This window comes from Ktedonospora formicarum, from assembly GCF_016587355.1.
GTDB classification, from domain to species: domain Bacteria; phylum Chloroflexota; class Ktedonobacteria; order Ktedonobacterales; family Ktedonobacteraceae; genus Ktedonobacter; species Ktedonobacter formicarum.
Genome location: NZ_BNJF01000001.1, coordinates 1,447,865 through 1,473,871, shown reverse-complemented (window position 1 = coordinate 1,473,871; position 26,007 = coordinate 1,447,865). Strand labels below are relative to the sequence as shown.

Genomic DNA, 26,007 nt, shown 5'->3' with positions numbered 1-26,007 from the left:
ACGAGGGAAAGCCATTGTAGCATCCTTTCTCGGGAGTGGAATGGGGTATCTGTATGGGTATGTCTTTCGCTACCAGAGGAGCGCAGGCGGTGTAAGCCGCGTCTATTGGGTGACTTCGCACCTGGAAGGGAAGCATTGCATGTTCGATCCGCGTGATCCTTACGAACGGTATTACTGGCATTATGAGTCGCGCCGCCCGCTCTCACTAGCGCAGATTATAGCGCTGGGAAGCGTGGATGCGAAGACTGTGGCCTTGATCTGGCTCTTACTGGAGAATGGGGCTTCGCTTACGGTTGCGGGACCAACCGATCCACAGCCGGGCGTTGGTAAGACGACAACCCTGAACGCTCTGCTCCAGTTCCTTCCTGAGGGGACGGCTCTAGCTTATATGGCGGGGATGTATGAGGATTTCGCTTTTACGCAGATTGAAGGGATAGATCCCGCGACGACCTATGCCCTTTGCAATGAGGTCAGTGATCATCTGCCAATTTATATGTGGGGGCGTGTGGCGCGTCGCTATCTCTCGCTTCCAGCCCTGGGCTATCATATCGCGACCAGTGTGCATGCTGATACGATTGACGAAGTAATGCGTATGTATACGCGTACCCTGCGTGTTGGTGCGGAAAATGCGCGCCGCCTGGGTATCGTTGTGAACATTGGCCTTGTTGGACGCCTCTATCCACCGCGTCGTCGCTGGTTCAGCACTCATTTTATTCAGCCAAATGTGAATCCTACCAATCCTGAAGCTGTTGAGCCGTTGCCACTCTCACTCTGGGATCAGGTTGATGACTCCTTCCTACACGCCGATGACAAAATTCTGGATGAGATCGCGAATTGGCTACATATCTCTCGCCAGCAGCTTAAAGAAGAGGTTCTGAAGCGTCAGAAGATGCTTGAAGAGGCCTCACAAGGGTCTGGCATTGACCAGGAAGAGATGTTTGAGGCCGTGGCTGCGTTTCGTGAGCAGCAAGCCTGATGGTGATGTTGCTGAGATGGTTCAATGGTGAGCCTGTTCCCCAGTTACTTTCCCTCACAATACCGCGTGAAATAGAAGAAGCCCGGCTATTGTTTTCCTTAAGAGATGGCTGAGTATCTTATGCGAAAACCTTTGCCGTCTAAATGGTGGTGCGCACAAATTACTGGTACGAAAACCTGAGCGCGTTGTGCCCCGCGCGGAGGTCAACGCTAGCAACCTTACAGGTGCCGTTGGTTTTCGTATCAACCCCAAACCCGCCATAGTTTTCAAATAAGAGTAAGTTTCAGAAAGGAGCGCCAGATGTTGTCCACAAGCATATTGTATGCCAGCGAAGGGCGCTGGCCGCGTATCTGCAACCAACAATAAGATAACAATCGAAGAAACGAGGAGCTATCCTATTATGCCCTACTCTGTAGCCATGCTCAGTGTCCATACCTCTCCGCTTGATACCCCTGGGAGGACCAAGGATGCTGGTGGCATGAACATTTACATCCGTGCCCTGGCCGCTGCGCTCGCGCGTCGTGGAATCAAAGTCGACATTTTTACCCGGTGTAGTGATCCACAGCTTCCCCAGATTGTACAACTCGATAGCCTGGTTCGCGTCATCCACATTTCAGCAGGCCCACAGTCTCCTGTTCATAAGCATCACCTCTATCAATATTTGCCCACCTTTGCTCGCCAGATAGAAGAGTTTAGAAGTAGCGAGGATGGCTACTATGACGTGGTGCATAGTCATTATTGGCTTTCCGGGGTTGCTGCTCTAACTCTAGCCGAGCGCTGGAATGTGCCTCATGTTACCATGTTCCATACTCTGGCTCGCCTCAAACAGATGGCCCATCCTGATGAACCCGAACCACCCCTGCGTTTGGAGATGGAACAACAACTTGTCCAGCAAGTGGACCACATTATTGCTGCGACCAGCGATGAACGCTCGCAACTCTTGCGCTTCTGTGGTGCTGCGTCGAATTCCGTAAGTGTGATCCCTTGTGGCGTGGATCTAGAGCTTTTTGCGGCTCATGAGAAGGAAAATGCGCGTGCCAAATTGGGCCTGGAGACATCAAGACCACTACTTCTCTTTGCCGGGAGGCTTGACCCTTTCAAGGGACCTGATGTCTTATTGCGTGCCGCCTCGCTAATGAAAGAGGATGCTCTGGTTGTGATCGTGGGGGGGCGTTCTGGGCAGGATGAGGATGTCTACAAATTACGCGAACTGGCTGTACAACTCGGAATTGCTGAGCGGGTTCGCTTTCTGGAAGCGCAACCGCAGACCTGTATGCCACTGCTTTATAGCGCCGCCGATGTGACGGTAGTGCCTTCTTACCATGAGAGCTTTGGCTTTGCTGCTGTGGAGTCATTAGCCTGCGGTACTCCAGTAGTGGCAACGCGCGCGGGTGGCTTGATGACGGTGGTGCAGCATGAAAAAACTGGTTTTCTTGTTTCGCGCTGTCCCGGTTTCTTCGCGGAGCGGCTTGATGCTCTCCTGCGTGATCCTGCGCTACGCCAACATATGAGTGTTGCTGCACGTTCTTCCGTGTTACAATTTGGGTGGGCGCATGTAGCTGAACAGGTTCATCACCTCTATAATGTCCTGGTGGATGAGGCAAATTGCTTGCTCGCGCAGTAGAAGTCATGCGGATGAACCAGGCGAGTAGACGCTTGTGCGTGGGGAGCGTATGAGCAACGAAGAGCGATTAGAGTGGGATAATTTATTGCTGACCAAGCTCACCCCTCCATGGAGACGGGGTGAGCTTGTGGTGCGTGCCAGATTGGTCGCGCGCCTTGAGCAGGCAAAGCGGTATACACTCACCTTGCTCTCGACACCAGCGGGCTTTGGCAAGACCTTTCTTCTGGCTGAATGGTTTAGTTCTACCACGCTGCCATGCACCTGGCTCTCACTAGATGAGGGCGATGACGAGTTTACGCGCTTCTGGCGGTACATAATTGCCACTCTACAGACACTCTATCCACAGGTGGGAGGGGATGCGTTGGGATTCCTCCTGGCTCCCCAGAGCTTACCCGCCGCGTCGATCTTAATTTCTCTGCTCAATGATCTCGCGACTATCCCTTCAGATATGATCCTGGTCCTGGATGATTATCACGTGTTGACCTCCGACGAGGTTCATAACTCTCTGGCTTTCTTCCTTGAGCGTGTCCCGCCACAGATACATCTGGTTATCGCGGGTCGGACAGATCCGCCTTTGCCTCTAGCTCGCTTGCGCGCACATGGCGGATTGCTCGAATTGCGCACCCTGGATTTGCGGTTTACTCCTGATGAGGCAGTAGCATTTTTACGCAATGTAATGGCTCTCTCTCTCCAGCACGAGGATGCTCTCGCGCTTGCTGAGCGGACTGAAGGCTGGATTGCTGGTTTACAATTGGCCGCGCTTTCACTTCAGAGGCAACCTCAGAGTGATCTTGCACCTCTGGCGCGCCTGTTTAGCGGCCAGGATCGTTATATTCTGGAGTACCTGCTCGCAGAAGTATTGCAGTGGCAACCTCCTGAAATTCAGGAGTTTCTGCTTCGGACCTCCATACTCACTCAACTCTGTGCTCCTCTATGCGTGGCGGTTACAGGACAGCAGAACTCACATGCGATGTTAGAAAAGTTGGAGCGCGCAAATCTTTTCCTGCTCCCACTGGACAATGAGCGGCGTTGGTATCGCTATCATGCTCTTTTTGTTGACCTGTTGCGCTACCAATTAACGCGAGGCTCTGCCCCTATGTTGCCTGAGCTTCATCGTCGTGCTGCATCCTGGTATGAGCAGCACTCTTTCTTGCCTGAGGCGATGACACATTTGTTGGCACTGCCAGATGATGCTGTAAATACAGCTCATGCGATAGACCTCATCGTCGAACACTCTCAGTCACTTGTATTGCGTGGCGATGCTTCCCTTCTTCTCTCATGGACAAAGCGCCTACCAGAGCACTTGAGGCGAACTCCTGATATCGCACTGGCATCCGCGTTGGCATTGCTTGTCAGTTCGCGTTTTCATGAGGTGGAAGAACTGTTACAGATTGCCGAAGCAAACATGCCAGAAGTATTGGAGGATGTGGATCAATGGATAGGGCGGCTGGCGGCTTTACGCTCAACAGTCGTTGTCAATGTTGGTGGGGAGGTGGAGGAGGCTATCTCGCTCTCGCGCCAGGCTCTCGAACTTCTGCCCGCCCATGATTCTATCGGACGAGGTATTGCCGCGCTCAATCTTGGCGATGCCCTGATGAGGCAGGAGGCGTTGATAGCCGCACAAGATGCTTTTATCCAGGCCGTGCGCTACAATGTACAGGCGGAAAACTATTTTGTAGCCTCAACAACCTTAGCAAGCCTGGGCAGCTTGTTGGGCCTACAAGGGCGTTTGCGCGACGCCGAGCAACATTACCGCCTGGCGTTACGCTACGCCCGGCAGGAGGGACGCACGTTGCCGACGGCTGGTAAAGCGCATGCCTTCCTCGCAGACATTTTTCTAGAGAGAAATGAAGTTGAGGCTGCTGTAGAGGAGGCCCGAGAGGGTCTACGCCTATGCGAACAGTGGGGGCACACACGGCACATATGCGATAGCTATCTCGCCTTGGCGAAAGCGCTACACGTACATGGTGAACGAGCTCAAGCTTTTCAGATGCTCGATGAAGCATTACAGGTGGTCACAAAAGCGCGTGATGAGATAGCGCTTTACTCCTCTGCCGATCTGGATCTACTGGTCACGCGACTGGATATTGGGCGGCAGCGGTTGCATGCGTGGCAGGGAGAATATGATATGGTTGAGGATTGGGTGCGCGAGCGCCGCTTCGCGGAGGAGTCACTGCTAGAACTGGTGCGCCAGGAGCTTTTCATCAGAGTATTGATCGCGCGCGGTCAATATCGCGAGGCCCAACGCCTGCTTCACCCCCTTCTTGAGAGTTCGCGCGCGAGACGCCTTGGGCATTATTCTATCGCGCTCTCGAGCCTGGATGTGCTTGCCTATGTGGCGCAAGAACAGGAGCAGGAAGCGTTAAAGCAACTAATCAACACCCTTCAGCAGGCACAATCAGAGGGTTATGTGCGGACCTTTGTAGAGCAGGGCGCTCTCTTGATCCCTTTGCTGCGTACTCTGTCCAAGCATGATGACGTAGGTGCGTATGCCAGGCGTTTATTGTTAGCGTTTCCATCCGGCCCCGAAGTCAGCGTTTCCTCAGAACTTGTCGAGCCGCTTCGTGAGCGCGAACTAGTGATTCTCCGTCTACTAGCTGCTGGTCTCTCCAATCGCGATATTGCCGAACAACTGGTGCTTACCCTGGGAACTGTTAAGTGGTATGTGAACGCGATCTACTCCAAATTGAGTGTACGCAGTCGCACTCAAGCTGTGGCGCGTGCGCGTGAACTGGACCTGCTGTCCTGATAAAATTATCTCACCTACTCTTCCACATGATCCTACCCATTTTCCTAACTTTCGATAGGTGTCTCCTTGCCAGGTTGGTGGCTACACTGTTGCTCAGAAACAATGAGCAAAGGAGATTGCTAGTATGTATCGGGAGGAAGACATGCGGCCCGCGATTGAGATTTCTGGGCTGAGTAAGGTCTATCATCAGCGGCGAGGGGTGGACTTTATCGCCGTGGACAATTTGAGTCTCTCTGTACCTCCGGGTCAGGTCTTTGGTTTTCTTGGGGCCAATGGTGCGGGCAAAACGACTACTATTAAGATGCTGTGTGGGCTGATAATTCCTTCGAGTGGTCGCCTACGGATAAATGGCTATGATGTGCAGCGAGAGCGTTCGTTGGCGATGCGTCAGATAGGAGCTGTGCTGGAAGGGACACGTAATGTCTACTGGCGTCTATCAGCATGGCAAAACCTGCTCTACTTTGGGCGACTGAAGGGTTGTCCTGGGAAGGAGGTGCGGTCGCGTGCGGAACGGCTCCTACGTGAGCTTGATCTCTGGGAGCAGCGCGATATGAACCTCCGTTTCTTCTCACGTGGAATGCAGCAGAAGGTTGCCATCGCTTGCGCGCTGATCGCTGATCCATCGATTGTGCTACTCGATGAGCCAACACTAGGTTTGGATGTCCAGGCTGCGCATACATTAAAGACATGGATTATGAATCTTGCCCATGAGCAGGGGAAGACGGTCATCTTAACCACACATCAGCTTGATATCGCTCAGGAGTTGTGTCAACGGGTTGCGATTATGCGGCGTGGACGCCTTCTGACTTCCCAGACGCTCTCGGACCTTCTCTCGCTCTTCCGCGAGGAGCATTATCATATTCGTGTGCAGGGGCGGCATCGTCAGGCTGTAATGGAGGCGTGCTCTGACTTTGAGGTTACCGAAGAGGATGGTTCCACGCTTCTCTCTGGAGCCGTAGAGCGACAAGAGGAGCTATATGTGTTGTTGGAGCGCTTGCGCCACCAGGGATTTGCCTTACTGGATGTGCACCGGGTTGAGCCGGATCTAGAGCAGGTCTTTTTGCGCTTGATGGAGAAGGAGGAGAATCATGTCGCTGTCCATGCTTAGTCTGCCTTTTACTGTGCTGTATAACGAGACGCGTAAGCGTTTCCTGATCTTCTGGGATTATCGTTTTAATGTGATTGTGCAGCTCCTGACAGTCATGCTGATTTTTGTGGGTGTTGCTTTCTTCTTTGGGCGAGGAAGTTTCAACCCCCAGGAAATGCCAGAACTTCTGATCGGCTATGTGGTATGGTTTTATGCTCGCATTGTCATTATCTATACAGGAGCAGATCTGGTGGGTGAGGCGTCTGCTGGAACCCTAGAGCAAATGTATATGAGCCCTGTGCCTGTCGAGATCTTGCTCATAGGTCGTATGCTGGCGATGCTCTTTACCACAACCATTCTAGTGTTGTTCCCAACCCTAATTTTGATGGGCGTCTTGCATATAGCCTTACCTCTGCGTTGGGAGAGTATTCCAGTCATCCTGCTGACATTGCTTGGCTTCTTTGGTTTTACGCTGATCTTGACCGGAGCGGGCTTGGTTTTCAAGCAGGTCGAGTCGTTGGGAGACCTAGCGCAGAACATAATGCTCTTTATGACCGGAGCGCTGTTACCTGTAAGTGTTTTCCCATCCTGGCTGGCGTTCATTGCTAAAACGCTACCGATTACGCAAGGAATTATTGTCTTGCGCGAGGTCTTATTGACGCAAACGACGCTAGCTGAGGTGTGGTGGAATGGTGATCTTACCTGGCTATTGTTCAACTCACTGGCGTACTGCTTCATTGGTTGGGTGATCTTCAAGCTCTGTGAACAGGTTGCGCGCCGTCAGGGAACACTAGGTCAGTATTAAGAAAATGGTCTGGTCAGAGGATGTATCATGAAATTACATCCTCTGACCAAATCGTTTAGTTTATCTGCTTTGGGCGTATTATGCCTTCTCCAGATTGAGCATCACATCGAAATTCGGTGTACCCCAACCAGTGGTGTAGTCCCATCCCGCAGTCGCAGGATAGAAGAGATTGTCGCCCTGAGTGATATCGGTATAAGGTGTATTGCTGCCCGCTTGATTGGCTAAGTGATAGAACTCAGGCACACCACCAATGTAACTCTTCCGGCTTTGCTTGAGCCCCTGATCGATCAGGAGCGTACCCGCAGCCATGATGGGCGCCGCCGCGCTGGTACCACCACTCCGCACCCATGCGCTATCGTAGTAGATAGCAATGTTTGGATAGGCCGCCGCCGCGACATCCGGAATCTGGCGCAGGCCATTGGGTGCCTTGAGAATCTGTGGTGGTAGGGAGCGCACGAAGACTCCTTTGAGAGTGCCATCGTAGGCTGTTGAAACACCATGCCCTGCCTGCCAGGAGGGAAGCATAAAGGATGGATTCTGACTTACGCCGCCACCGGTTCCCCATGAGTTCTGACAGACTGGGGTGCCATCATCGCCACCCCAGACGGTCTCGCTGGTCCGCTGCTGACTATCATTGACCTGAAGGTAGGTGCCGCCAACCGAGATGGCATAGGGAGCGCTCCCGGGGAAGGAGACCTCTGCGATCAATGGTACACGTGTGCGCAAGCTGTACGCGCCGCAGTCGCCGCTACTGATGAAGACCGAAATGCCTTCCGCTGCCAGTGTACGCAGGCTATTATTAATGGCGATCTGGTCACTCGCACTGAACATTTCTTCTCCCAGTCCGTAGCTCACGCTTAGAACCTGGACTTTGTTATCACTGGCGACGCGGTTGAAAACATCGATCATAGACTGCGCGAACGACTCGATTTCCGAGGTGAGAGTGCCATCGCTTTGCAGTTGAGTCTGATAGACCAGGATTGTCGCCTGGGGAGCCAGTCCCGCTACAAGTTCAATATCCATTGTGGCCTCGCCCTCGCCGGTTCCCGGAGGTAAGGGTGTTCCAACATCAATATTCTGGATTGTGGGCATGGGCTGACCTGTACAAGACATGTAATTCTTGATGTCGTTGATATCGTAGGGATCGCCGAACTCCGCGATACCAACTGTCATTCCCTGTCCCTTAAGACCCTGCTGGTAAAGAGCGTTGAGGCGATAGGCAGAGGCCAGCTTAGTATGGGTCAGGGTTTGCTGGGCTCCATAGGAGGCGCAGTCTCCCTCCTGGCCCAATTGTTGCTGCTGCGTGCTCTGACGTGGGGGACGGATATTGGGGAGGGCAAGGTTATTCAAGCCAGAGATGGTCTGCACATAGGGAGCTATAGAGGAGGGGAGATGGGGTTCTTTGTTCTGCATATAGAACTGTTTGTCCAGGAGTTTGAAGGCGTAGAGTCTGGTGCCCAGCGAACTCTCAATGGTGCCAACTGTAGCTTTGGCCTTGATTGCTGTATGTAGGGAATCAACGCTGATCTCTGTGTATCCCTGTTGAGCAAGCCAGTCCTGTATTTGTTTGGTCTGCGCATCAGGCATCGCGAAGCGCTGTGTAATCTGTTGAGGCGTCAGGAATTTGCGATACTGAGGCGTTCCAGGGTTATAGAGTTGCCCAACGAAGGTATTCATGGCGTCATCGTCGAAAGCTAGCGTAAAGGTCAGTACAAATTGATTTGTCGTTGCGAGAGGTGTGCCAATAACCGCTGCCTGGGCCTCTAGTGGCTGATCTGAGAGTGGGCCAGGCTTGCGTGTGGGCGCTGTACGTGAGCCAGAATTGTCGTATATATCGCTATTATTGTTGCTATCATTGCCGCCAGTTGAGCAGGCGTTAAGTAGGGCGCTAACGGCTATCAGTGTTAGCAGTAGTATGGTAAGTGAAGAGCGCTTTTTCCTATTCATGAATTGGCCTCCAGAGAGAAGGAGCGGATGGGACATGCACAAGTAGTGCTTCTAGCACTGAGTGTATCCGATAGCTGGCCTCATATTCTGTTAACAGAGCCATTTGTAGAATATGAAATTGCCCACAGCGAATGTACTGCTCTGTAAACGTTGCATGAGCTGGAAATTCGGTTTTATTATCTGTCTGGAGTTGGAAAGGCGCTAAAGGGTAGACTTTCGTTGTCCTCTGTGGTATAATCAACTCATCGCAAGACAACTATTGGTCAGGCATCCATGTCAGGAAGCCATGAAATGACTTCACTGGCGTAGTCACTCGAATGTACGAGTAGGGGTCTTCTGCTTATGGATTCAGTCTCAACATCATCACCACATTATCGGGACAATGTCACGTTGCGGGTGGTTGCTGAGACGAATACCGATGCATAGCGGCACGCACTAGGGATATCTCACCCTGGTGTTTTTTTATACCTTGAAAACTGTATATTCGCTCTAACGTGGTCGGGAACATCCCTTCATTTGCTCCATCCCGCATTTCGAGTTGGGACGTGTGGACCGTTTCCGTTTTGGATTTTGAGCGGTATTTGCTCGGCGAAGAAAGGAGGCCGCATCTCTTTTTTGAGCGTTTGGTGCCGTGTTCGCGAGCCTACATCGGTGTAGGTAACGTGGGCAGGCCCGTTGATGAAACGGTAAGTGGTACGGTAGTGGTTTTAGAATTCAAGGAGAGTGCAGACCATGAACTCTAGCATGATCAATAAAATTGCAAAAGCCAAGCGTTACGCGGAAGAGCCAGAGCGCATTCAGTTTGCTCGTTTCGAGGCCAACTTCCAGGGCGAAAACGATGTACATACCACAACCTTCGATAATGGCGAGTGGAATTGCACCTGTCGCTTCTTCCATGATTGGGGCGATTGTTGTCACACTATGGCGATGCAGCGCGTGCTCGGCGTGACGATCCCCGAAGCCTACCGCCATGGTGTTCCTATGGGTCTGGGTACCAGCCCTCTTGTCCACTAACTAACACTACGTAATCCACTCTTTAACGCGAAAAGCCAAAGAAACGAGAGCACTGACCGTATTTCATTTCCCCTGATGGGTTGAGATCCTGTAGCGCGGTCAGTGCTCCATTTTGTCTGGACACGAATCAGGTTATATTCGCGAATAGAGAACGATTCATGCCAAGCTTTGTCAATGCGCGATTAATGCTAGCTGTCAGCGGACACGTCTCATACTGGTGTCGAAGAAGCCCCTAGAGCACGCTACCATAGGCTACATACAGGAAGATAATGACAGCGAAGAGGAAGGTCGCGAGAACTGCAATAGTGATGAGGTCGCGTTTCACGTAGGTGAAGTGCTCGACTGTAATCATCTGGGCGGCTGCTCGCTGACCTCGGGCTTTATTCTGGCGACTGGTAGCCAGGCGCGCGCGGGCGCTGCCTGTGGCTGGCGCGATTTCAGGCTCTACCTCTTTGGTCTCTGCCTTGGTAGCGGTTGTAGCCTTCTTTGAGCGTGTTTTCTTCTCCTCTATGATGGGCTTATCAACCTCTTCAGCATCGACGTCTTCGCTCTCGGTTTCGGAGGCTACGGCTAGCTGCTCTTCTTGTTCTGCCTCGGCTGTTGCTTCTGTTTCAGCGAGGGAGCTCTCTTCTTCGCTCTCTTCTGTCTCAGGCAGGACCAGTTCAAAGCCTTTTGTGCGTGCTGTCTTCTGTCGCTGCGCGTTTCTGCGTGCTGTCGCTGATCTCTTAGCCATGGTATTGCATTCTGCCTTTCGTTCGTACCATAATAAAGGGTGCCCTCCTGCTCAACAGCAGTGTGCAGAAGGTTTGATAGAAGAAAAATGATAACTATGGCATTCCTGTTTGCACATTGCTTGCATTGGTGCCATTATACATGAATCCCGGATATCAGTCGAGTAGGTATGCATACGTGTATCCATACTTGAAAATATGAAACACTTTTCTTGCTCTTTGCTAGTGGCACTGGTTATAATAATTGCTAATAACCTTTTGTTTATGGTCTCTTCTGCTCTAAAGGAAATTTTAAGCTATGTTGAAAAATACGCCAAAACCAGCATCTCTCTCTCATCGTATGCGCCCTCTGGTTACTAACCCCTCTCGGCAGCCTCGTGCTAGAACTTCAATGACCTCTCCTTTTACTTTCTCGCGGCACTCTATCGCTAAGTTTACGCGTCCTGATCAGAACGAGGATCGCGTACTTTCGCTTCCCCGTTCCGGGCTGGGTGCGGTCTTTGATGGTGTAGGTGGGGAAGATGGTTATATCGGCTCTCTAGTGGCTTCACAGACGATCAGAGCTCATTGGAAAAAAGTACTGTCCACGCACCCTCGTGTCTCGTCTGAAGCACTGTTTCCTTGCTCAGCGATAGATCTGCGCGCCACATTGGATCAGATTATCATGGAGGCTCATGAACGGCTCTGCGCTGAGAGCGTGCGTCGGACAAAGGATGATGGTTCGCCACTGCGTCCTTGCACGACTATTGCCCTGGTTGCGCTCTGTCAGGACCCTGACTCAACTGCCTGTAAATTAATTTGTGCTCATGTGGGTGATAGTCGCATTTATCTCCGACACGCTAATGGCACCTTTGAACGTGTGACCGATGATGATGGCTTCTTTTCGTTGTTGGTTGCTCGCCAGATGTTGACTCCAGAGGATGCGCGTCGCATCGATCAAGCTAGCGAGCCGTCACAGCTAAGCCATCTCGAGCGCTCGTACTTTGATCGCCGTAATGGCATTACTCAGGCGCTCGGTGATCGGGTAGATCCATCCGTGCATATTACTGAAGTGCCTTTTGAGTCTGGGGATCGCGTCCTGCTGTGTACCGATGGCGTGCATGATAATCTGACAGATGAGGAGATTGCTGAGGTGTTGGGGGAGAAGGCTCGTACCTCCGTGGCGAGGAAGATGGTGCTACGTGCGCTTGATGTCTCGCGCCAGGAGACGCAAGGTATCCTGCGCTCCAAGCAAGACGATATTAGCGCTCTGGTTATCAGTCGTAATTACTAAGCTACATCTAGTTGCCAACGATGAGTGGTAGAGCTTTTCAGCGATAACCATGCGAGAATTGACAACTGGTAGCTACTATGCTACCCTGGATCGTGGCAGTAAAGGGCAATGGGCGAAGAAACAGAAGGTGTTTCAGCTATTGTATGTCTGCTCGGCAACTTGAGGCTAGTCCCCACCTGGCAACTACCTCTGGAAAACCTGAGCGCATTGTAGTTCCTACAAAACCCGACGCCGCCTAAATGGGTGCTAGCGCTGACCCTATGAGGGTATGGCGCTCAGGGGTTGGGCAGGGAGTTTGCGCTGGCCACGCCAGTGGCACCGTACCCTCACATGAGGGCTGGTTTTCGTATAAAACCCTAATCTTTTTGTTTGTTATTGGTCGTGTATCTTATGCTCTCGCAAAATAATTGCGACCATGCTGTATACTACCTACCCCAGTCGTAATGCTTTGAAATCTCTATATAACTGCTAAGCAAGGTAAACACTTATGGCTCGTATAGTCGTCGCAATGAGCGGCGGCGTAGATAGTTCGGTCGCCGCCGCGTTACTAAAGGAACAGGGACACGAAGTCATTGGAATTATGCTTCGCCTCTGGTCGGAACCAGGGGTCATCGAGGCAGAAGACGATGGCGTCGAGCGTGTTGTGCAAAATAAATGCTGCTCATTAGAGTCGGTTGATGATGCTCGCCGTGTCGCGCGTATGCTTGACATGCCTTTCTATCTAGTAAATGTAGAACAGGAATTTAAAGATAGAATTGTCGACTCGTTTTATGAAGATTATGTGGCTGGTCGGACACCCAATCCCTGCCTGACGTGTAATCGCCATATCCGCTTTACCGTCCTGCTCAACAAGGCCCTGGCTCTGGATGCCGACTATCTGGCGACAGGTCATTATGTGCGTGTTGATGATGATCCCATGACTGGTAAGCGACGTTTGCGTCGTGGGGTAGACCCTGAGAAGGATCAGTCCTATGTACTGCATGTACTCAATCAGCATCAGTTAGCGCATGCTTGTTTCCCGCTAGGTGGCTATACCAAGCCACAGGTGCGTGCGATGGCGGCAGAGCGGGGAATGTTGGTGGCGACCAAGGCCGAAAGCCAGGAAATCTGTTTCGTGGCTCAGAACGATTATCGCGGTTTCATAGATCGCTATGCTAGTAGTAAGCAGGAGGAAGAGGGGCTTGTGCCCGTTGGGGCAACCAGTCCCGCGACCTCTATGCAGCCTCTGATTAATATTCCACGCCCAGGTCCGATCTATGACCGGCGTGGTACTCTGCTGGGGCGGCATCGCGGATTAGCCTACTATACCATCGGGCAGCGTAAGGGCTTAGGCTTGACTTCGCCTATTCCGCTACATGTCTTGAAGTTGGATAGCGAGCAGAATGCGTTGATCGTTGGGCCAGCCGCCGCATTGGAGCGGCAGGAGTTTGTTGTCGGCAAGATGCATTATGTGAGCGGTGAGGTACCCACCGCCCCGTTTGAGGCCCTGGTACGTGTACGCTATAAGGCACCCGAACAGCCCGCGCTGGTTACCCCACTTGACGGGCAGCGGGCACGAATACAACTTGTACACCCACAGCGCGCGATCACCCCCGGACAGGCCGCCGTGCTCTATGGCGGGGAGGACGGTGTCGAAGTGTTGGGTGGAGGGATTATCGAGGAATGACCGATCAAGCACATATACGCAATTTCTGTATTATCGCGCACATCGATCATGGTAAGTCAACACTTGCTGATCGTCTGCTAGAGTTCACTGGGACCATTTCCAAGCGCGAACTGATGGAGCAGACGCTCGATCAGATGGAATTAGAGCGTGAAAAGGGTATTACCATCAAGGCCCAGGCTGTACGAATGCGCTATACTTCGCAAGAGAATGGCGAGGAGTACGAGCTAAACCTGATTGATACCCCAGGACACGTTGACTTTGCCTATGAAGTGTCGCGCAGTCTTGCGGCCTGTGAGGGCGCCTTGCTGGTTATTGATGCTACGCAGGGTATTGAGGCACAGACTCTGGCAAACCTCTACCTAGCGTTGGAATCAGACCTGGCTATTATCCCTGTTATCAACAAGATTGACCTGCCAAGCGCTGATCCTGAGAAGGTGAAGCAGGAGGTAGAGGATGTGATTGGTCTGCCCAAAGAGGAGTGTATCCTGGCTTCCGCGAAAGAGGGTATTGGCACACAGGACATTTTGGAAGCCATTATTAAGCAAGTACCATCCCCCAAGGGGGAGCCTGAAGCACCGCTACGCGCCCTGGTCTTCGACTCACACTATGATGCCTACAAAGGCGTTATCGCCTATGTACGTGTCGTGGATGGTGCGCTCCATGCTGATGAGCGCGTGACGATGATGGCGACAGGAAGTAATGCCGATATTTTGGAGGCGGGTTACTTCCATCCACGTCTGACCTCGGCTGGCGAACTGACAACCGGCGAGGTGGGCTATATTGCTACGGGCTTTAAGAACGTCAAGGACTGTCGCGTTGGTGATACAGTGACATTGCCGGCCGTGCGGACAGAGGTGGCACCACTGGCAGGCTATCAGCCAGCAAAGCCTATGGTTTTCGCTGGTATCTATCCCGTCGAAGGTAATGACTATCCTTTGCTGCGTGATGCCTTGGATCGCCTCAAGCTGAACGATGCTGCGCTGCACTACGAGCCAGAGACTTCGGGCGCGCTGGGCTTTGGTTTTCGCTGTGGTTTCCTGGGCCTGCTGCATATGGAAATCATACAGGAGCGCCTGGAGCGCGAATATCGGTTGGATATCCTGGCGACTGCTCCTAGCGTGGCCTATCAGGTGACGAAAACTGGTGGTGAGGTCATTGAGGTTGATAATCCCTCGGAAATGCCCTCTTTTGGCGATATCGAGCAGATCGAGGAGCCGTGGATGGATGTCTCTATCTTCACGCCCTCTCGTTATATTGGTACGATCATGGAGCTGGTGACGGCGCGCCGGGGTGTCTATAAGGACCTCAAGTATATTGAGGCAGAGCGTGTGTTACTCACTTATTCGCTCCCCCTGGCCGAACTGATCGTGGATTTCTATGATCAGCTCAAATCGCGCACGCAAGGTTATGCCTCGCTCGATTATGCCTATGCAGGCTACCAGGCATCTGATCTGGTGAAGCTAGATGTGCTTGTCAATGGTGTGGCAGTAGACGCGCTCTCGTTGATCCTGCATCGCGAGAAGGCATATTATCAGGGCCGTGCTCTGGTGGAGAAATTGCGTGGCCTCATCCCTCGCCAGCTCTTCGAAGTACCGATCCAGGCCGCTATTGGCGCGCGTGTTATCGCGCGCGAGACCGTCAAAGCCATGCGTAAAGACGTACTGGCGAAATGCTATGGTGGCGATATCTCGCGTAAACGCAAATTGCTGGAGAAGCAGAAAGAAGGCAAGCGGCGCATGAAGGTCGTGGGTAACGTTGAAATTCCCCAGGAAGCCTTTATGGCTGTGCTTTCGCTCGGCGAAGATTAACAGTAACAGGAATGAGGGACCACCAGGTGCAAGCGGTATATCTGCACCTGGTGGTCCCTCTTATTATGCTATTGTGAGGCTGCATTCTCGTCTGTAGCGCCGAAATGGGCCGTGCGCTCGCGGATATAGGGAAGCAGATCGCCTACCAGCGTGTAGCGGTCGAGAGGCATGATATATGCGCCCTGCACATGGGGCAGAATCGCGTCGAAGAGCCCTTTAATGATCTCCAGGCTAACCGCGCTAGCCTGGTCGCCTGCCAAGCGTAGGCGCTCACGGACCGCCTCGGGAATGATGATCCCTGGAACTTCGTTGTGGAACTTTTCAGCCTGCTGATAGGAGTGCAAGGGCTGTAATCCAACAAGTATAGGGATAGGGACCGGGCCATAGTTGCGTGTATAGCGCTCAAAATAGGTGATCAATGTCTCGGGATCGTAGACGGGTTGGGTCATGATATAGTTTGCCCCTGCCTCAATCTTGCGGTGCAGGCGCTCTAGATCTAATTCTATATCAGCCGCAGGTGGTGTTGCTGCGCAGCCGATGAAGAAAGAGCCAGGTGTTCCCAGCCTGCGCCCGCGCCCATCGAGTCCTTGATTGAGGTTGTTGAGGATTGCGATCAGACCGATGCTATCTACATCCCAGATACCAGTTGCGTTGGGGAAATCGCCATATGTAGGGGGATCGCCAGTGACCGCTAGAATGTTGCGTAGATCAGTAGCGTGTGCGCCAACCAGATCACTCTGGACAGCCATCAGATTACGGTCACGTGGAGTAAAGTGGATAATGGTCTCAACCCCTACATGCTGTTGAATCAGTCGTGCCGCTGCCACGTTGCTCATGCGCACATGAGCCATCGCGTTGTCTGTAATGTTGATCGTATCCACACCCACGTCACGCAGGTATTCAGCGTTTTGTAGGAAGCGCGTAAACTTGACACTACGTGGAGGGCGCATCTCTGCGCTGACTACAAAGCGCCCTGCCTGGAGTTGCTGTGCTAAATGGGTTCTGCGTGCCTTCGGATTTCCAGTGGTTTCAGTATCTCGTTCGTAGACCACTTCTAAATGGGCCGGACGCTTCGTTGGGGGAGCTTCGGAGATGACATTGGGAGCGTACTCGGCTAGTACCTTTCGCATGGCAGCGATATGTTGGGGCGTTGTGCCGCAGCAGCCTCCAATCAGGCGTACTCCGCTTTCGAGGAAGCGACGCGTGTAGTCAGCAAAATAATCGGGAGTAGAGACGTAGATGAAGCGATTTCCGACGCGTTTGGGAAGGCCCGCGTTGGGTTGAGCCGCAAGCAAGAAACGCTTGGGATCTTCGCTACTCATGCTCTCGATAACGTTATAGGTTCCAGCAGGCCCTAGCGCACAATTGACGCCAACCACGTCTGCGCCCAGTTCGCTCATCGTTTGCGCGACGGTCAAAGGCTCCTCTCCGCTAGAAACGGTGTTATCTTCGTCAAATGACATCAGAGCCACGATAGGTACATCGGTCAAACCGCGAATGGCTTCCAGGGCCACACGCATCTCTTCTAGATTAGTGATTGTCTCGATAATAAGAAGATCAACACCTGATTCTAGTAGGGCCTCTGTCTGCTCCTGGAAGGCTATGCGCGCCTCTGCAAGGGTGATATTCCCCAGGGGGCCATATGGCTACCAAGGGGACCAATATTCCCTGCGATAAAGATTGGCTGTTCGCTCAACTCACGCACCTCACGCACAAGCTTAGCTCCTGCGCGGTTAATCGCGTGTACCTGCTGTTCTAGTCCGTGTTCGCGCAAACGGAAGCGATTGGCTCCGAAGGTATTCGTTTCGATGATTTCAGCTCCTGCCGCCACGTAATCCAGATGAATTGTCTTGATTAGTTCTGGTGAAGTCAGGTTCAATTGCTCGAAACAGCGCTCATAGGAGATGCCACGGGCATAGAGTTGAGTCCCCATTCCACCGTCACAGAGGATAGGGCCTCGTCTTAAACGCTCTATGAAAGGACTAAATCGTTGCATGTCGTATTTTCTCTCCTCTGCCCGTAGTCTTTTGCCCTCGATTGGGGTATGGCCGTTCTATCGCCGTTAGAAGAGTATATCATTTTGAGGTCCAGGCAGTCTAGCCACCATAGCCTGCTTCAGGTTTCGTTGTGTAGCATAGCGCATCGATCAATTGGCTTGCTTGAATATATGGTCTTCAAGACAAAATGACGCCTGTAAACTGTTGTGCGTGCAGCAGTTTACAGGCGTCATTTTCATGAGATCTCTTCTCGTTAAAGACTAAAAAAACATCGGTAGCCGATTATAAACGTTTTTTGGTACGGCTACCGATGTGTTTCTTCTTATTCTACACAACTCCTGTACTTCTTCAAGCGAATTCCTGATTCCACGTTGGCCAAGAAGTATTGGCTTTTCCAGGCTTTGTGTTCCTGTTTGGTCTCTCCCAGATGCGCGGCTATAGGAGCCGTAAAAGCCTGACAACCTCATGAGACGAGCTATAACTCGTAAAGTGAGTTGTTTGACGTCAAAGTGGTGAGAGACTCAGGACGTGTATAGACAGCCCGCATCGACGGGCACTACTTGTCAATCTGATACACCATCCCTAGCACACGAATTGGTTTCTTCATTGGTAATGCCATAAGGCCTCCTCTCGGATTACTTATGCAAGGCCTAAAGCCAAGTGCCAGAGTACCTTTCCTCTCTGGATGTTCCTCTCATGTGGAACACTTTGATATTAACATATACAATTTGAAATGTCAAGACCTATTGTAGGTATTTGCGAAATATGTTTACTAGAATTTATACTCTGCAATACTTTATTTGTGTAGCTGAGGGCGTGCGAATGCGACGTTCATCATACGCTTTCAAGTGGCTCTGCGAGTAGATTGATCTGATGTGTGCGGATGTTAGATGCCAGGCGTTGGCTTGCCTGCATACTTTTGGGCGCTTGCAAGCGCAGAGAAATTGTGGTAAAGAGTAAATTTTTAAGATAATATAGTAGAGTTTTGGTGCAATTTTAATGAGAATGACCACCCCTGAGCATATATCAGGGGTGGTCATTCTCATTACTCCTTACTGAAGGTAGACGTTAGCGTAGATCGTTGCGCCCTTCTTCAGGAGAGGACATACCAGTGATGTCGCGATCCAATGTAGGTTCGCGGCTGCTTAAATTGGGATCCTTGCTCATCGTCTGGTCTTGGCGATCAGTCGTCTTACCCTTGGCAGCGGCGCTATCACCGTGGAAAAGGTAATTAGATGAGTTTGGATCGAGCGCGCCTGGGGAGCCTGCTCAACCATTTGCGCGAAGTGATCCAGGTCGTGCTGGAGCTTCTTCTCAAATGATCCACCAACACCTAGCTTCTCGCCTACCTCGCCAAGAATACCGGCTGGGGGCTCATAATTGATGTTGACATGAACCTCAGTCTGATTGTTGGATGTGGGCTCGAAGGTAACCTTACCAAAGTTTTCAAGCCCTCTGGTTGAGTGCCACCCAATCTGTCGGTTTTCAACCCAGTTCTCATTGACAGCATCCCACTCATGATTGCCTGCGACGTCAGCAACCCAGTGGCTATTCTGATCGTCTTTGTATGTTACCTCTTTAACAAAGGACATAAATTTAGGGAAATCATTGAAGTGGGTGAAAAGAGAGTACACCTGATGCGTTGGTGCGTCAATAGTAACTGTAGCGTTATGTTCAGCGTATTTCTTTGTCATAGTGATGAACCTCCTTCAATATCGGTGTCTATCTTATCGCAGATAGATGCGCTTTTTGTTGGTAGGTCTTATCTTTCCCACGTGCGGTTCGCTAGAATACTTTATAGACACTCCCCTGTTCACTGTTTACACTCCCATTTCGTTACAATATGTAACTTTTGAGCTGGATTGCGTGGGGTGAGGGGGCTGTTTTTAGGCCGGAGTGCTGGCGTTTGTAAAGTTTTTTGTTTTCGCTTAATTTGTGCTTATTGGATATGCTGGAGAGCTTCGTGTGCCGTACGGTAGATCTGGACGTTGTGTCCTATAATCTGTAGAGAGAAGGTTTATCAGTAGCCTTTCAAGACTTCTACATAACGCTACGTGCTAAGAAGTTGCTGGTAGGATCTGCTCTGATCATTGGATCTGGTGGGCAGTGGTAATTTGGAAATAACCAGAGCTTCTTCTGCGTTCTATTTAGTGGAGCATATCTGCTGGCATGAGAGTGGTGATAAAAGTAGCTTTCGTTCGCTTGATATCGGTCCGCAAATAGGAATGTTGGGCGGAATTTGGCAATTCATTTTGGTATTTTTTGCTCTTAGTGTAATATAGACCTAGATACAAGAGGTTTTACTCTCTTTACTGAAACTTGGCGTCCTAAAAGTACGTATAGAGGGTATTGGGTAGAGAAAGTTGACCTCATGCGCCTACTAGTTTTCTTGTATCGGACCGGCTGTATCGAAATACTTTACATTCGAAACGTTACATATTTTGCGATGATGTGAGGTAACACGCTATGTCAACCGCAACCCTGGAAAACAAGCTAGACAAAGCTATGGAGCTTGTCGGTGGTTTAATTGACCCGGAAATTGCCGAGTCATACCCTTCGCTCGAGGCTCGCATCCTGGCGCAAGCATTAGAAAATGTTGAGATCGCGGAGCGCCGCTTGCGTGAAATCCAGAAATTAGTAGGCGATTTCAGCGAGGAAGTCCTGATCTAGTTACCTCTATCGCGCGTGACTGATAACCTTCGCGCGGTGGAGGTAACTCCCCCTTCCTTTTCACTTGAAAGGTTATTATGTAGTGCACGCTCCCTCAAAGCGTAATGACCCCATGCTCTTTCCCACTCTTAAATACTAGCTTGACAATTCGTATAGTCACTAAGGGAGAGGCGGGCAACGACCACTGATTGTGGCTGTATCCTTCCTCGATGTTATATATGCTCGCCTTTCCCACCACCATTTTTTCCTCTCTTGCTACATGGCATTATTTACTCTTCTTAACTGTCGAGTCTTGACCAAAGTTAGCGTGGCTGATGGGTGGGGGGAATGCATGCCTCTGATCGATCTACATGCCTTTTCTCTTTAAGAGGCTTTGTGGCTCATTCTCTGCTTGTGTTTAGCCCGACTCATGGTAAGGTTGGGCTTGAGAACAAGAGCTTCCTTATAATAAGTGAAGGATAGAATGCCAAAAGCCGGGCGGAAAGACACTCCGCCCGGCTTTCTCTAAATGCTCTATTAGCTCGCGCAACTCAGGTCAAGCTCGGGATCGTGTAGTTCCTCATGTAGATCGTCTACAACTGGTTCGGGTATCTGCTCCTCGCCGGGTTGTTCCATAGCGTGCGCGATGATCTCTTCTACATCCGCCAGGCTATTAATCCTGACCAGTTCGTTGCGTACCTGCTTCGCGCCGGGGAAATGTCCCAGATACCAGCCCATATGTTTGCGTAGCTCGACAAAGTGTTCCTCGCCTTTGAGGCGTGCATGCACACGGGCATGTTCTAGAGCCATGCGCAGACGCTCCTCACGTGAGGGCATGACATCGGGGAGGTTCTCAGGTGTTGGCTCGATGCCATTATTAATTATGTCTTTGAGTCGTGGCTTGTTCTGGAAGAGCCAAGGGTTGCCGAAGCTTGCACGCCCGATAAGGACACCATGGACACCTGTTTCACGAATACGCCGGGCTGCGTCATAGAGGGTATGAATATCTCCATTGCCTAGGATCAACGTATCAGTCTGGCGTACGATCTCAGCAGCTTGCGCAATGGCATCCCAATTTGCCTCGCCCTTATAATGTTGTGCAAGTGTGCGCCCATGTAGAGAGATATTAGCAAGATCCATCTCCAGCAGATCTTTGATCCAGTCGGTAATCGTGATCGAATCATAACCCAGACGCGTCTTGACTGATACTGGCAGCAGTCGGCGCTCACTGGGGAGGCTCTCACCCCAGATTTGCTCACGGTCCAGATTCATCTGACGGATATGCTTGATGCGCTCTGGCTCCATCCCTAGTTCTTCAAGCGTCTGCCCATTGGCCCAATCGCGCACACCATCCTGTGTTGCGCGAATAATTGCCTTGGCGATGTCAGGCACGCGGATGAGCGCGGCTCCCCCCCCTTTGTTGGCGACCTTGCTGGCTGGGCAACCCATGTTGATGTCGACGCCGTCGAAGCCAAGCTCACAGACGACATGGGCTGCGCGATAGAAGTACTCGGGTTTGCAGCCAAAAATTTGCGCGACGACCGGACGTTCGGCCGGCGTATAGAGGAAATCACGGAAGATGCGATCACTTCCACGCCAGAGACCTTCCACGTTTGTGAACTCGGTAAGGACGATATCCGGTTTCCCATAGAGTCCATGCATAGTACGGCAGGGGGCGTCGGTGACGCCGTCCATTGGTGCCAGGGCGATGATTGGTTTTTGAATGGTATTCCAGAAAGATGTGACTTTCATTACAGGTAAATTCCCCTGGGATTGGTCTTGTACGCCCGGTATACCGGGTGTGAGCGGTTCATGTGGCGCTCGTTTTGACTAATGATATTCCTCTATGATACATGCTTTACCTATATCGGTCAAATCTGGCGCAATGGTGATCTTGCATTCCTGTTCTGACTATCGTTTACGTGTGAGATTGAAGACCAGATTGAGGGCGAGGATCAAGATACTGAAGATCGCAAGGGCCACAAAAAGCAACTGGCTGAGGAAATGTTGCCAATTCGTGTTGTCCTGGCTGTATGGAGGACCGCCTCCTTGCGGAGGGGTTACTGCGACAACTGAGGGGATACTTCCAATAATCTGCACTATGATATAGAAAGCAATAAGCCAGAGAGTCAACGAAATCACTGCCAGCGCTAGCCGTTGTGTAGGGGTGGGTGTCAGGTGCATATGCGTTTTCGTTGAAAGCTTTTGCCCTAAACCATCTCCCATATAATCGTAGTAAGTTAATGTTTCTTGATTCTTTCCGAGTGGTACGTGGCGCATTCCATTCCTGTCGTCCATAGATTGGCGTGACATGGTTGCTTTGCCTTTCTTCCCTGATGGCGTTCTGTCCAAATATGATCGTATGTGCATACATTATAAGCTGATCCCTCGTTCAACGCTAGGGATCAGCGCAGCGATTTATGGAAAGGATCAGTGTGTATGGATATACGAGGCCTGATGGAGGACGTTGAGAGCGTGTCGCAGAGGTATGCGGAGAAGTTTGACATAGAGCGGGATGACACGTGGTTTGTCTTGAAGTTGCAAGAGGAGTTTGGCGAGCTTATCCAGAGTTATTTGATGCTTGTGGGGAAGGCGCGTACAAAGGTAAAAACAGCTGAAGAAATCTAGATTATTGCTGTTGTTTCATCTCTGTGCGCCACTTGTCGACGAAGAGTTTGACGGTGAGGATATAGGTCGATTCATCGTTATTGTCTTCCTGGGGCGCGTAGACTGGAATGATTTTGTCTACAGTGGTCAGGCCCCATTGGTCTACGTATGTGAGCGCGATCAAGCGATACCAATCCTTAAAGCCCTCTTCCCAGCTTGCATAACGCCTATAGCCATTGTATTCGGGCTCGCCTTCCCGTGAGCGGATATTACCCAGTGAGAGTGTTGTTTGCGCGACCCCGAGCTGACCGAAATGACTTTCGTGCCAGAAGAAGGCCAGGGCATATGCCGGGTCAATGCCATATTGTACGCCATATTTGTACAGCGTATTTCCCTTGCCTTGCGCGGGAGAATTGTTGCGAGCGAGCACAGTATCAATATAGGCAGCGGTAATCGTTGGTTTGCCCATCACCTTATAGGTACGGCTAACAGGTTTGGTCCCCAGCCCATTCGTCTCATCGAATGGTTGTATATTTTCAAATTGCACAGTGGGGGGATGCGTCAGAAAAGAGAGGACATTCGAACCAACCAGCACACTGACGAAGATGCAGACAAGTACGAGTAAACAGCCGCCAGCACCCAGGATGCTATACAGACATGAGTTATGTCTGGGTTTGCGTGGAGGGAGTGGAGTGGGTGTCATAGGCACGACTGGATGATTATAACTCCACTGGCGTTGATCTGGTTGTACTGGCGTTGTTGGAAAGTCGTGCATATCAAGTGTTCCCTAGACCGTGTCCGCAAAGGTATTTGTATTTGTATAAGCTCATAGAAAGTGTTCTCTCCTGCTATACGCTGGATGGTATGTACGAGTTGCAGGTGTCACTCATTGGGGGATGCATGCGCCCTTGCTGTGTCATAGGTGTTTCATAAACTCGGTGAGGTGATGTATAGTTGGTTACTATCTGTAAGCTCACCTTCTTATGAGCGTCTTCGATGGCGGAAGGTTTCTAGCTTTTCTATGAGATATAATGACAGCAGGCAATGCCCCCTCAACGGAGAAGGGGCATGAAAACCAGGCTAGGGTCTTATGTGAAACCAATGCCGTTATTGCTGCTAGCCATCGTTGAGGTGGCGTTGGAGTATTAGGAATGACAGTGCGTTCCAGTTTTGCATAAGGAATATACCAGCAAAGGGGAAAATGGATTCATATGTCTCAGATAACTGCTGCGCGGCTGGCACAGGTTCCGGCAGCCACCGATCTCTATAATATTGACCATCTGCTCACTGATGAGGAGCGTATGGTGCGCGATACCGTGCGCAAGTTTGTGCGGGAGCGTGTGCTTCCCATTATAGATGGGCATTTTGAAGCTGGTACCTTTCCACATGATCTTGTGCCAGAAATTGCTGAACTAGGCTTGTTAGGAATGCACCTGGAAGGCTATGGTTGCGCTGGTATGAGCGCTGTCTGTTATGGTCTGGCGTGCCAGGAGTTGGAGGCGGGAGATAGTGGGCTGCGCTCGTTTGTCTCTGTGCAGGGCTCTCTGGCAATGTTCCCTATTCATGCCTTTGGCTCTGAGGAGCAGAAAGAGCGCTGGTTACCACGTATGGCACGTGGTGAGGCAATTGGTTGCTTTGGCCTGACTGAGCCTGACTTTGGTAGCGATGCCGCTGGTATGCGTACAACCGCGCGCCGTGATGGTGATGAATATATTTTGAATGGCTCCAAGATGTGGATTACTAATGGGGGGATCGCTGACGTGGCGATTGTGTGGGCTCGCGCGGAAGATGGCATTCGTGGCTTTCTGGTCGAGCGTGGGACGCCAGGCTTTACAACTAGCAATATTCATCACAAGCTCTCTCTGCGAGCCTCTATTACCTCCGAGTTACACTTTGAGGAGTGCCGCATACCTGCTAGCAACATGCTGCCCAATGTCAAAGGAATGCGTGGTCCCCTCTCCTGTTTGAATGAGGCGCGCTATGGTATCTCCTGGGGGGTTATGGGTGCGGCTCGTACCTGCTTTGAGACCGCCCTGGAATACGCGAAGACACGCATTCAGTTCAAGCGCCCCATTGCTAGTTTCCAACTAGTACAACGCAAACTGGCGTTGATGGCGACTGAACTTGTGAAGGCGCAGCTCCTCTCGCTGCAACTGGGTCGCCTCAAAGATGAAGATTTGCTGCACCCTGTTCAGATCTCCGTGGCTAAGCGCAACAACTGTAGAGAAGCGTTGGAAACGGCCCGAGAAGCACGCTCAATTCTGGGAGCCAGTGGCATTACCCTGGAGTACCCTATTAGCCGTCATATGAACAATCTAGAGTCGGTCTTTACCTACGAGGGGACCGATGATGTCCATACTCTTATTATCGGTCAGGCCCTGACTGGTATTAATGCTTTCGAGTAACTATGTGTATGATGGCGGGTGCCCAGGCGCCCGCCATCATACTATTGAATATCCCCTTTTCAGGTATTCTCCTGGTGGGTAAAGACAACGAGGCGTTGATCATAGCCATTCTCAGTCCAGGCTCCGCTACAGGTTATCAGGTTCAAGTGGTGCTGGTTTGTTGGACCAAAGACATCATTTTGAGCCTCTTCGCCAGGATCGTTGGCGGAATAGCTTTTGGCCCCATCAACGACATAGGTCAAAGTTTTTCCCTCTCCCGTTACAATGAAAATCTGTGCCCCCTTCGCAAGGGTATTTAGCGACCAGAAGACAGCAGGATCGCCTCCTACGCGGTCGATGTGCCCGGCGATAATAGCGTTTCCTGCTTGTCCCGGGGCTGCGCCAAGCTCATACCAGAAGACACTAGTCCAGTAGGGCGAATTGATAGCCTGTGATGTAGGAGCATCCATCTTGCCCGACGCGGTCGAGCCAACTCCTATGACAGGTGCATCGAGGCTCAGGTTTGGGATGCGGAGTCTGGCAGGTTGCCAGGGAGCTACATTCGTCATGTATGCTTGTGCGCCTGACTGCTTGGTCTGCTGATTATAGTTGTAGACCAGCAGTCCAAATAATGCTATCAGCACCAATCCACCGTAAAATAGTAGCTTTTTCATGTTTTCCTATGGAAAA

19 protein-coding genes and 1 pseudogene are annotated in these 26,007 nt (G+C 51.3%); 12 read left to right on the top strand and 8 right to left on the bottom strand.

All coding sequences use genetic code 11. The features are described 5' to 3' along the window. The first annotated feature begins 40 nt into the window (after nucleotides 1-40). The 5 genes from K3T82_RS06345 to K3T82_RS06325 all read left to right on the top strand — a co-directional run bounded on the left by K3T82_RS06345 (nucleotide 41) and on the right by K3T82_RS06325 (nucleotide 7,241). Nucleotides 41-976, top strand: coding sequence for a hypothetical protein (locus tag K3T82_RS06345; protein WP_220192641.1), 936 nt, complete (start codon nucleotides 41-43; stop codon nucleotides 974-976). Nucleotides 977-1,376: 400 nt separating this feature from the next. Further along, on the top strand, nucleotides 1,377-2,600 hold the full coding sequence (locus K3T82_RS06340) for a glycosyltransferase (protein WP_220192640.1): 1,224 nt from the start codon (nucleotides 1,377-1,379) through the stop codon (nucleotides 2,598-2,600). Between the two features lie 49 nt (nucleotides 2,601-2,649). Continuing rightward, nucleotides 2,650-5,349, top strand: coding sequence for a winged helix-turn-helix domain-containing protein (locus K3T82_RS06335; protein WP_220192639.1), 2,700 nt, complete (start codon nucleotides 2,650-2,652; stop codon nucleotides 5,347-5,349). Between the two features lie 124 nt (nucleotides 5,350-5,473). Next, nucleotides 5,474-6,457 (top strand): ABC transporter ATP-binding protein, encoded by a 984-nt coding sequence (locus K3T82_RS06330; protein WP_220192638.1) that lies wholly within the window; start codon nucleotides 5,474-5,476, stop codon nucleotides 6,455-6,457. After that, complete coding sequence (locus K3T82_RS06325; RefSeq protein WP_220192637.1) at nucleotides 6,438-7,241, top strand: ABC transporter permease; 804 nt, start codon at nucleotides 6,438-6,440, stop codon at nucleotides 7,239-7,241. The genes K3T82_RS06330 and K3T82_RS06325 overlap by 20 nt, the downstream gene beginning before the upstream one ends. 78 nt (nucleotides 7,242-7,319) lie before the next feature. On the opposite strand, the gene K3T82_RS06320 is transcribed toward K3T82_RS06325, so the two are convergent. After that, nucleotides 7,320-9,188, bottom strand: a complete 1,869-nt coding sequence (locus K3T82_RS06320; RefSeq protein ID WP_220192636.1) for a S53 family peptidase — start codon at nucleotides 9,186-9,188, stop codon at nucleotides 7,320-7,322. 732 nt (nucleotides 9,189-9,920) lie between these two features. Here K3T82_RS06320 and K3T82_RS06315 point away from each other — a divergent pair. Beyond that, the gene (locus K3T82_RS06315; protein ID WP_220192635.1) at nucleotides 9,921-10,202 is read left to right on the top strand and encodes a hypothetical protein; all 282 of its coding nucleotides are present in this window, start codon (nucleotides 9,921-9,923) and stop codon (nucleotides 10,200-10,202) included. A gap of 232 nt (nucleotides 10,203-10,434) precedes the next feature. On the opposite strand, the gene K3T82_RS06310 is transcribed toward K3T82_RS06315, so the two are convergent. Beyond that, nucleotides 10,435-10,935 carry a hypothetical protein gene (locus tag K3T82_RS06310; protein WP_220192634.1) on the bottom strand — a complete coding sequence of 167 codons (501 nt, stop codon included), beginning with the start codon at nucleotides 10,933-10,935 and terminating at the stop codon, nucleotides 10,435-10,437. Nucleotides 10,936-11,231: 296 nt separating this feature from the next. Between K3T82_RS06310 and K3T82_RS06305 the strand changes: the two genes are divergently transcribed. From K3T82_RS06305 to lepA, 3 genes are all read left to right on the top strand, one after another. Continuing rightward, complete coding sequence (locus tag K3T82_RS06305) at nucleotides 11,232-12,206, top strand: PP2C family protein-serine/threonine phosphatase (RefSeq protein WP_220192633.1); 975 nt, start codon at nucleotides 11,232-11,234, stop codon at nucleotides 12,204-12,206. Between the two features lie 487 nt (nucleotides 12,207-12,693). Next, the gene (gene mnmA / locus K3T82_RS06300; protein WP_220192632.1) at nucleotides 12,694-13,872 is read left to right on the top strand and encodes a tRNA 2-thiouridine(34) synthase MnmA; all 1,179 of its coding nucleotides are present in this window, start codon (nucleotides 12,694-12,696) and stop codon (nucleotides 13,870-13,872) included. Beyond that, nucleotides 13,869-15,680, top strand: a complete 1,812-nt coding sequence (lepA, locus tag K3T82_RS06295) for a translation elongation factor 4 (protein WP_220192631.1) — start codon at nucleotides 13,869-13,871, stop codon at nucleotides 15,678-15,680. Before mnmA ends, lepA begins: the two co-directional genes overlap by 4 nt. Nucleotides 15,681-15,748: 68 nt before the next feature. Here lepA and K3T82_RS06290 read toward each other — a convergent pair. Both K3T82_RS06290 and K3T82_RS06280 read right to left on the bottom strand, forming a co-directional pair. Further along, nucleotides 15,749-17,613, bottom strand: a pseudogene (locus tag K3T82_RS06290) (bifunctional homocysteine S-methyltransferase/methylenetetrahydrofolate reductase). Between the two features lie 1,227 nt (nucleotides 17,614-18,840). Further along, nucleotides 18,841-19,371 carry an SRPBCC family protein gene (locus K3T82_RS06280; RefSeq protein ID WP_220192629.1) on the bottom strand — a complete coding sequence of 177 codons (531 nt, stop codon included), beginning with the start codon at nucleotides 19,369-19,371 and terminating at the stop codon, nucleotides 18,841-18,843. 772 nt (nucleotides 19,372-20,143) lie between these two features. On the opposite strand from K3T82_RS06280, the gene K3T82_RS06275 reads away from it, so the two are divergent. After that, nucleotides 20,144-20,347 (top strand): hypothetical protein, encoded by a 204-nt coding sequence (locus tag K3T82_RS06275; RefSeq protein WP_220192628.1) that lies wholly within the window; start codon nucleotides 20,144-20,146, stop codon nucleotides 20,345-20,347. 516 nt (nucleotides 20,348-20,863) lie between these two features. Here the strand turns inward: K3T82_RS06275 and K3T82_RS06270 are convergent. Then, complete coding sequence (locus K3T82_RS06270; protein ID WP_220192627.1) at nucleotides 20,864-22,078, bottom strand: tRNA dihydrouridine synthase; 1,215 nt, start codon at nucleotides 22,076-22,078, stop codon at nucleotides 20,864-20,866. 159 nt (nucleotides 22,079-22,237) lie between these two features. Then, complete coding sequence (locus K3T82_RS06265) at nucleotides 22,238-22,639, bottom strand: hypothetical protein (RefSeq protein WP_220192626.1); 402 nt, start codon at nucleotides 22,637-22,639, stop codon at nucleotides 22,238-22,240. Nucleotides 22,640-22,765: 126 nt separating this feature from the next. Between K3T82_RS06265 and K3T82_RS06260 the strand changes: the two genes are divergently transcribed. Next, nucleotides 22,766-22,954 carry a nucleoside triphosphate pyrophosphohydrolase family protein gene (locus K3T82_RS06260; RefSeq protein WP_220192625.1) on the top strand — a complete coding sequence of 63 codons (189 nt, stop codon included), beginning with the start codon at nucleotides 22,766-22,768 and terminating at the stop codon, nucleotides 22,952-22,954. Between the two features lies 1 nt (nucleotide 22,955). Here K3T82_RS06260 and K3T82_RS06255 read toward each other — a convergent pair whose 3' ends face one another. Further along, nucleotides 22,956-23,708 carry a glucosaminidase domain-containing protein gene (locus K3T82_RS06255; protein ID WP_220192624.1) on the bottom strand — a complete coding sequence of 251 codons (753 nt, stop codon included), beginning with the start codon at nucleotides 23,706-23,708 and terminating at the stop codon, nucleotides 22,956-22,958. Between the two features lie 436 nt (nucleotides 23,709-24,144). On the opposite strand from K3T82_RS06255, the gene K3T82_RS06250 reads away from it, so the two are divergent. Further along, entirely contained in the window at nucleotides 24,145-25,338 is a 1,194-nt protein-coding gene (locus K3T82_RS06250; RefSeq protein ID WP_220192623.1) for an acyl-CoA dehydrogenase family protein, read from the top strand. A gap of 59 nt (nucleotides 25,339-25,397) precedes the next feature. On the opposite strand, the gene K3T82_RS06245 is transcribed toward K3T82_RS06250, so the two are convergent. Continuing rightward, nucleotides 25,398-25,991 (bottom strand): class F sortase, encoded by a 594-nt coding sequence (locus tag K3T82_RS06245; RefSeq protein WP_220192622.1) that lies wholly within the window; start codon nucleotides 25,989-25,991, stop codon nucleotides 25,398-25,400. Between the last annotated feature and the right edge of the window lie 16 nt (nucleotides 25,992-26,007).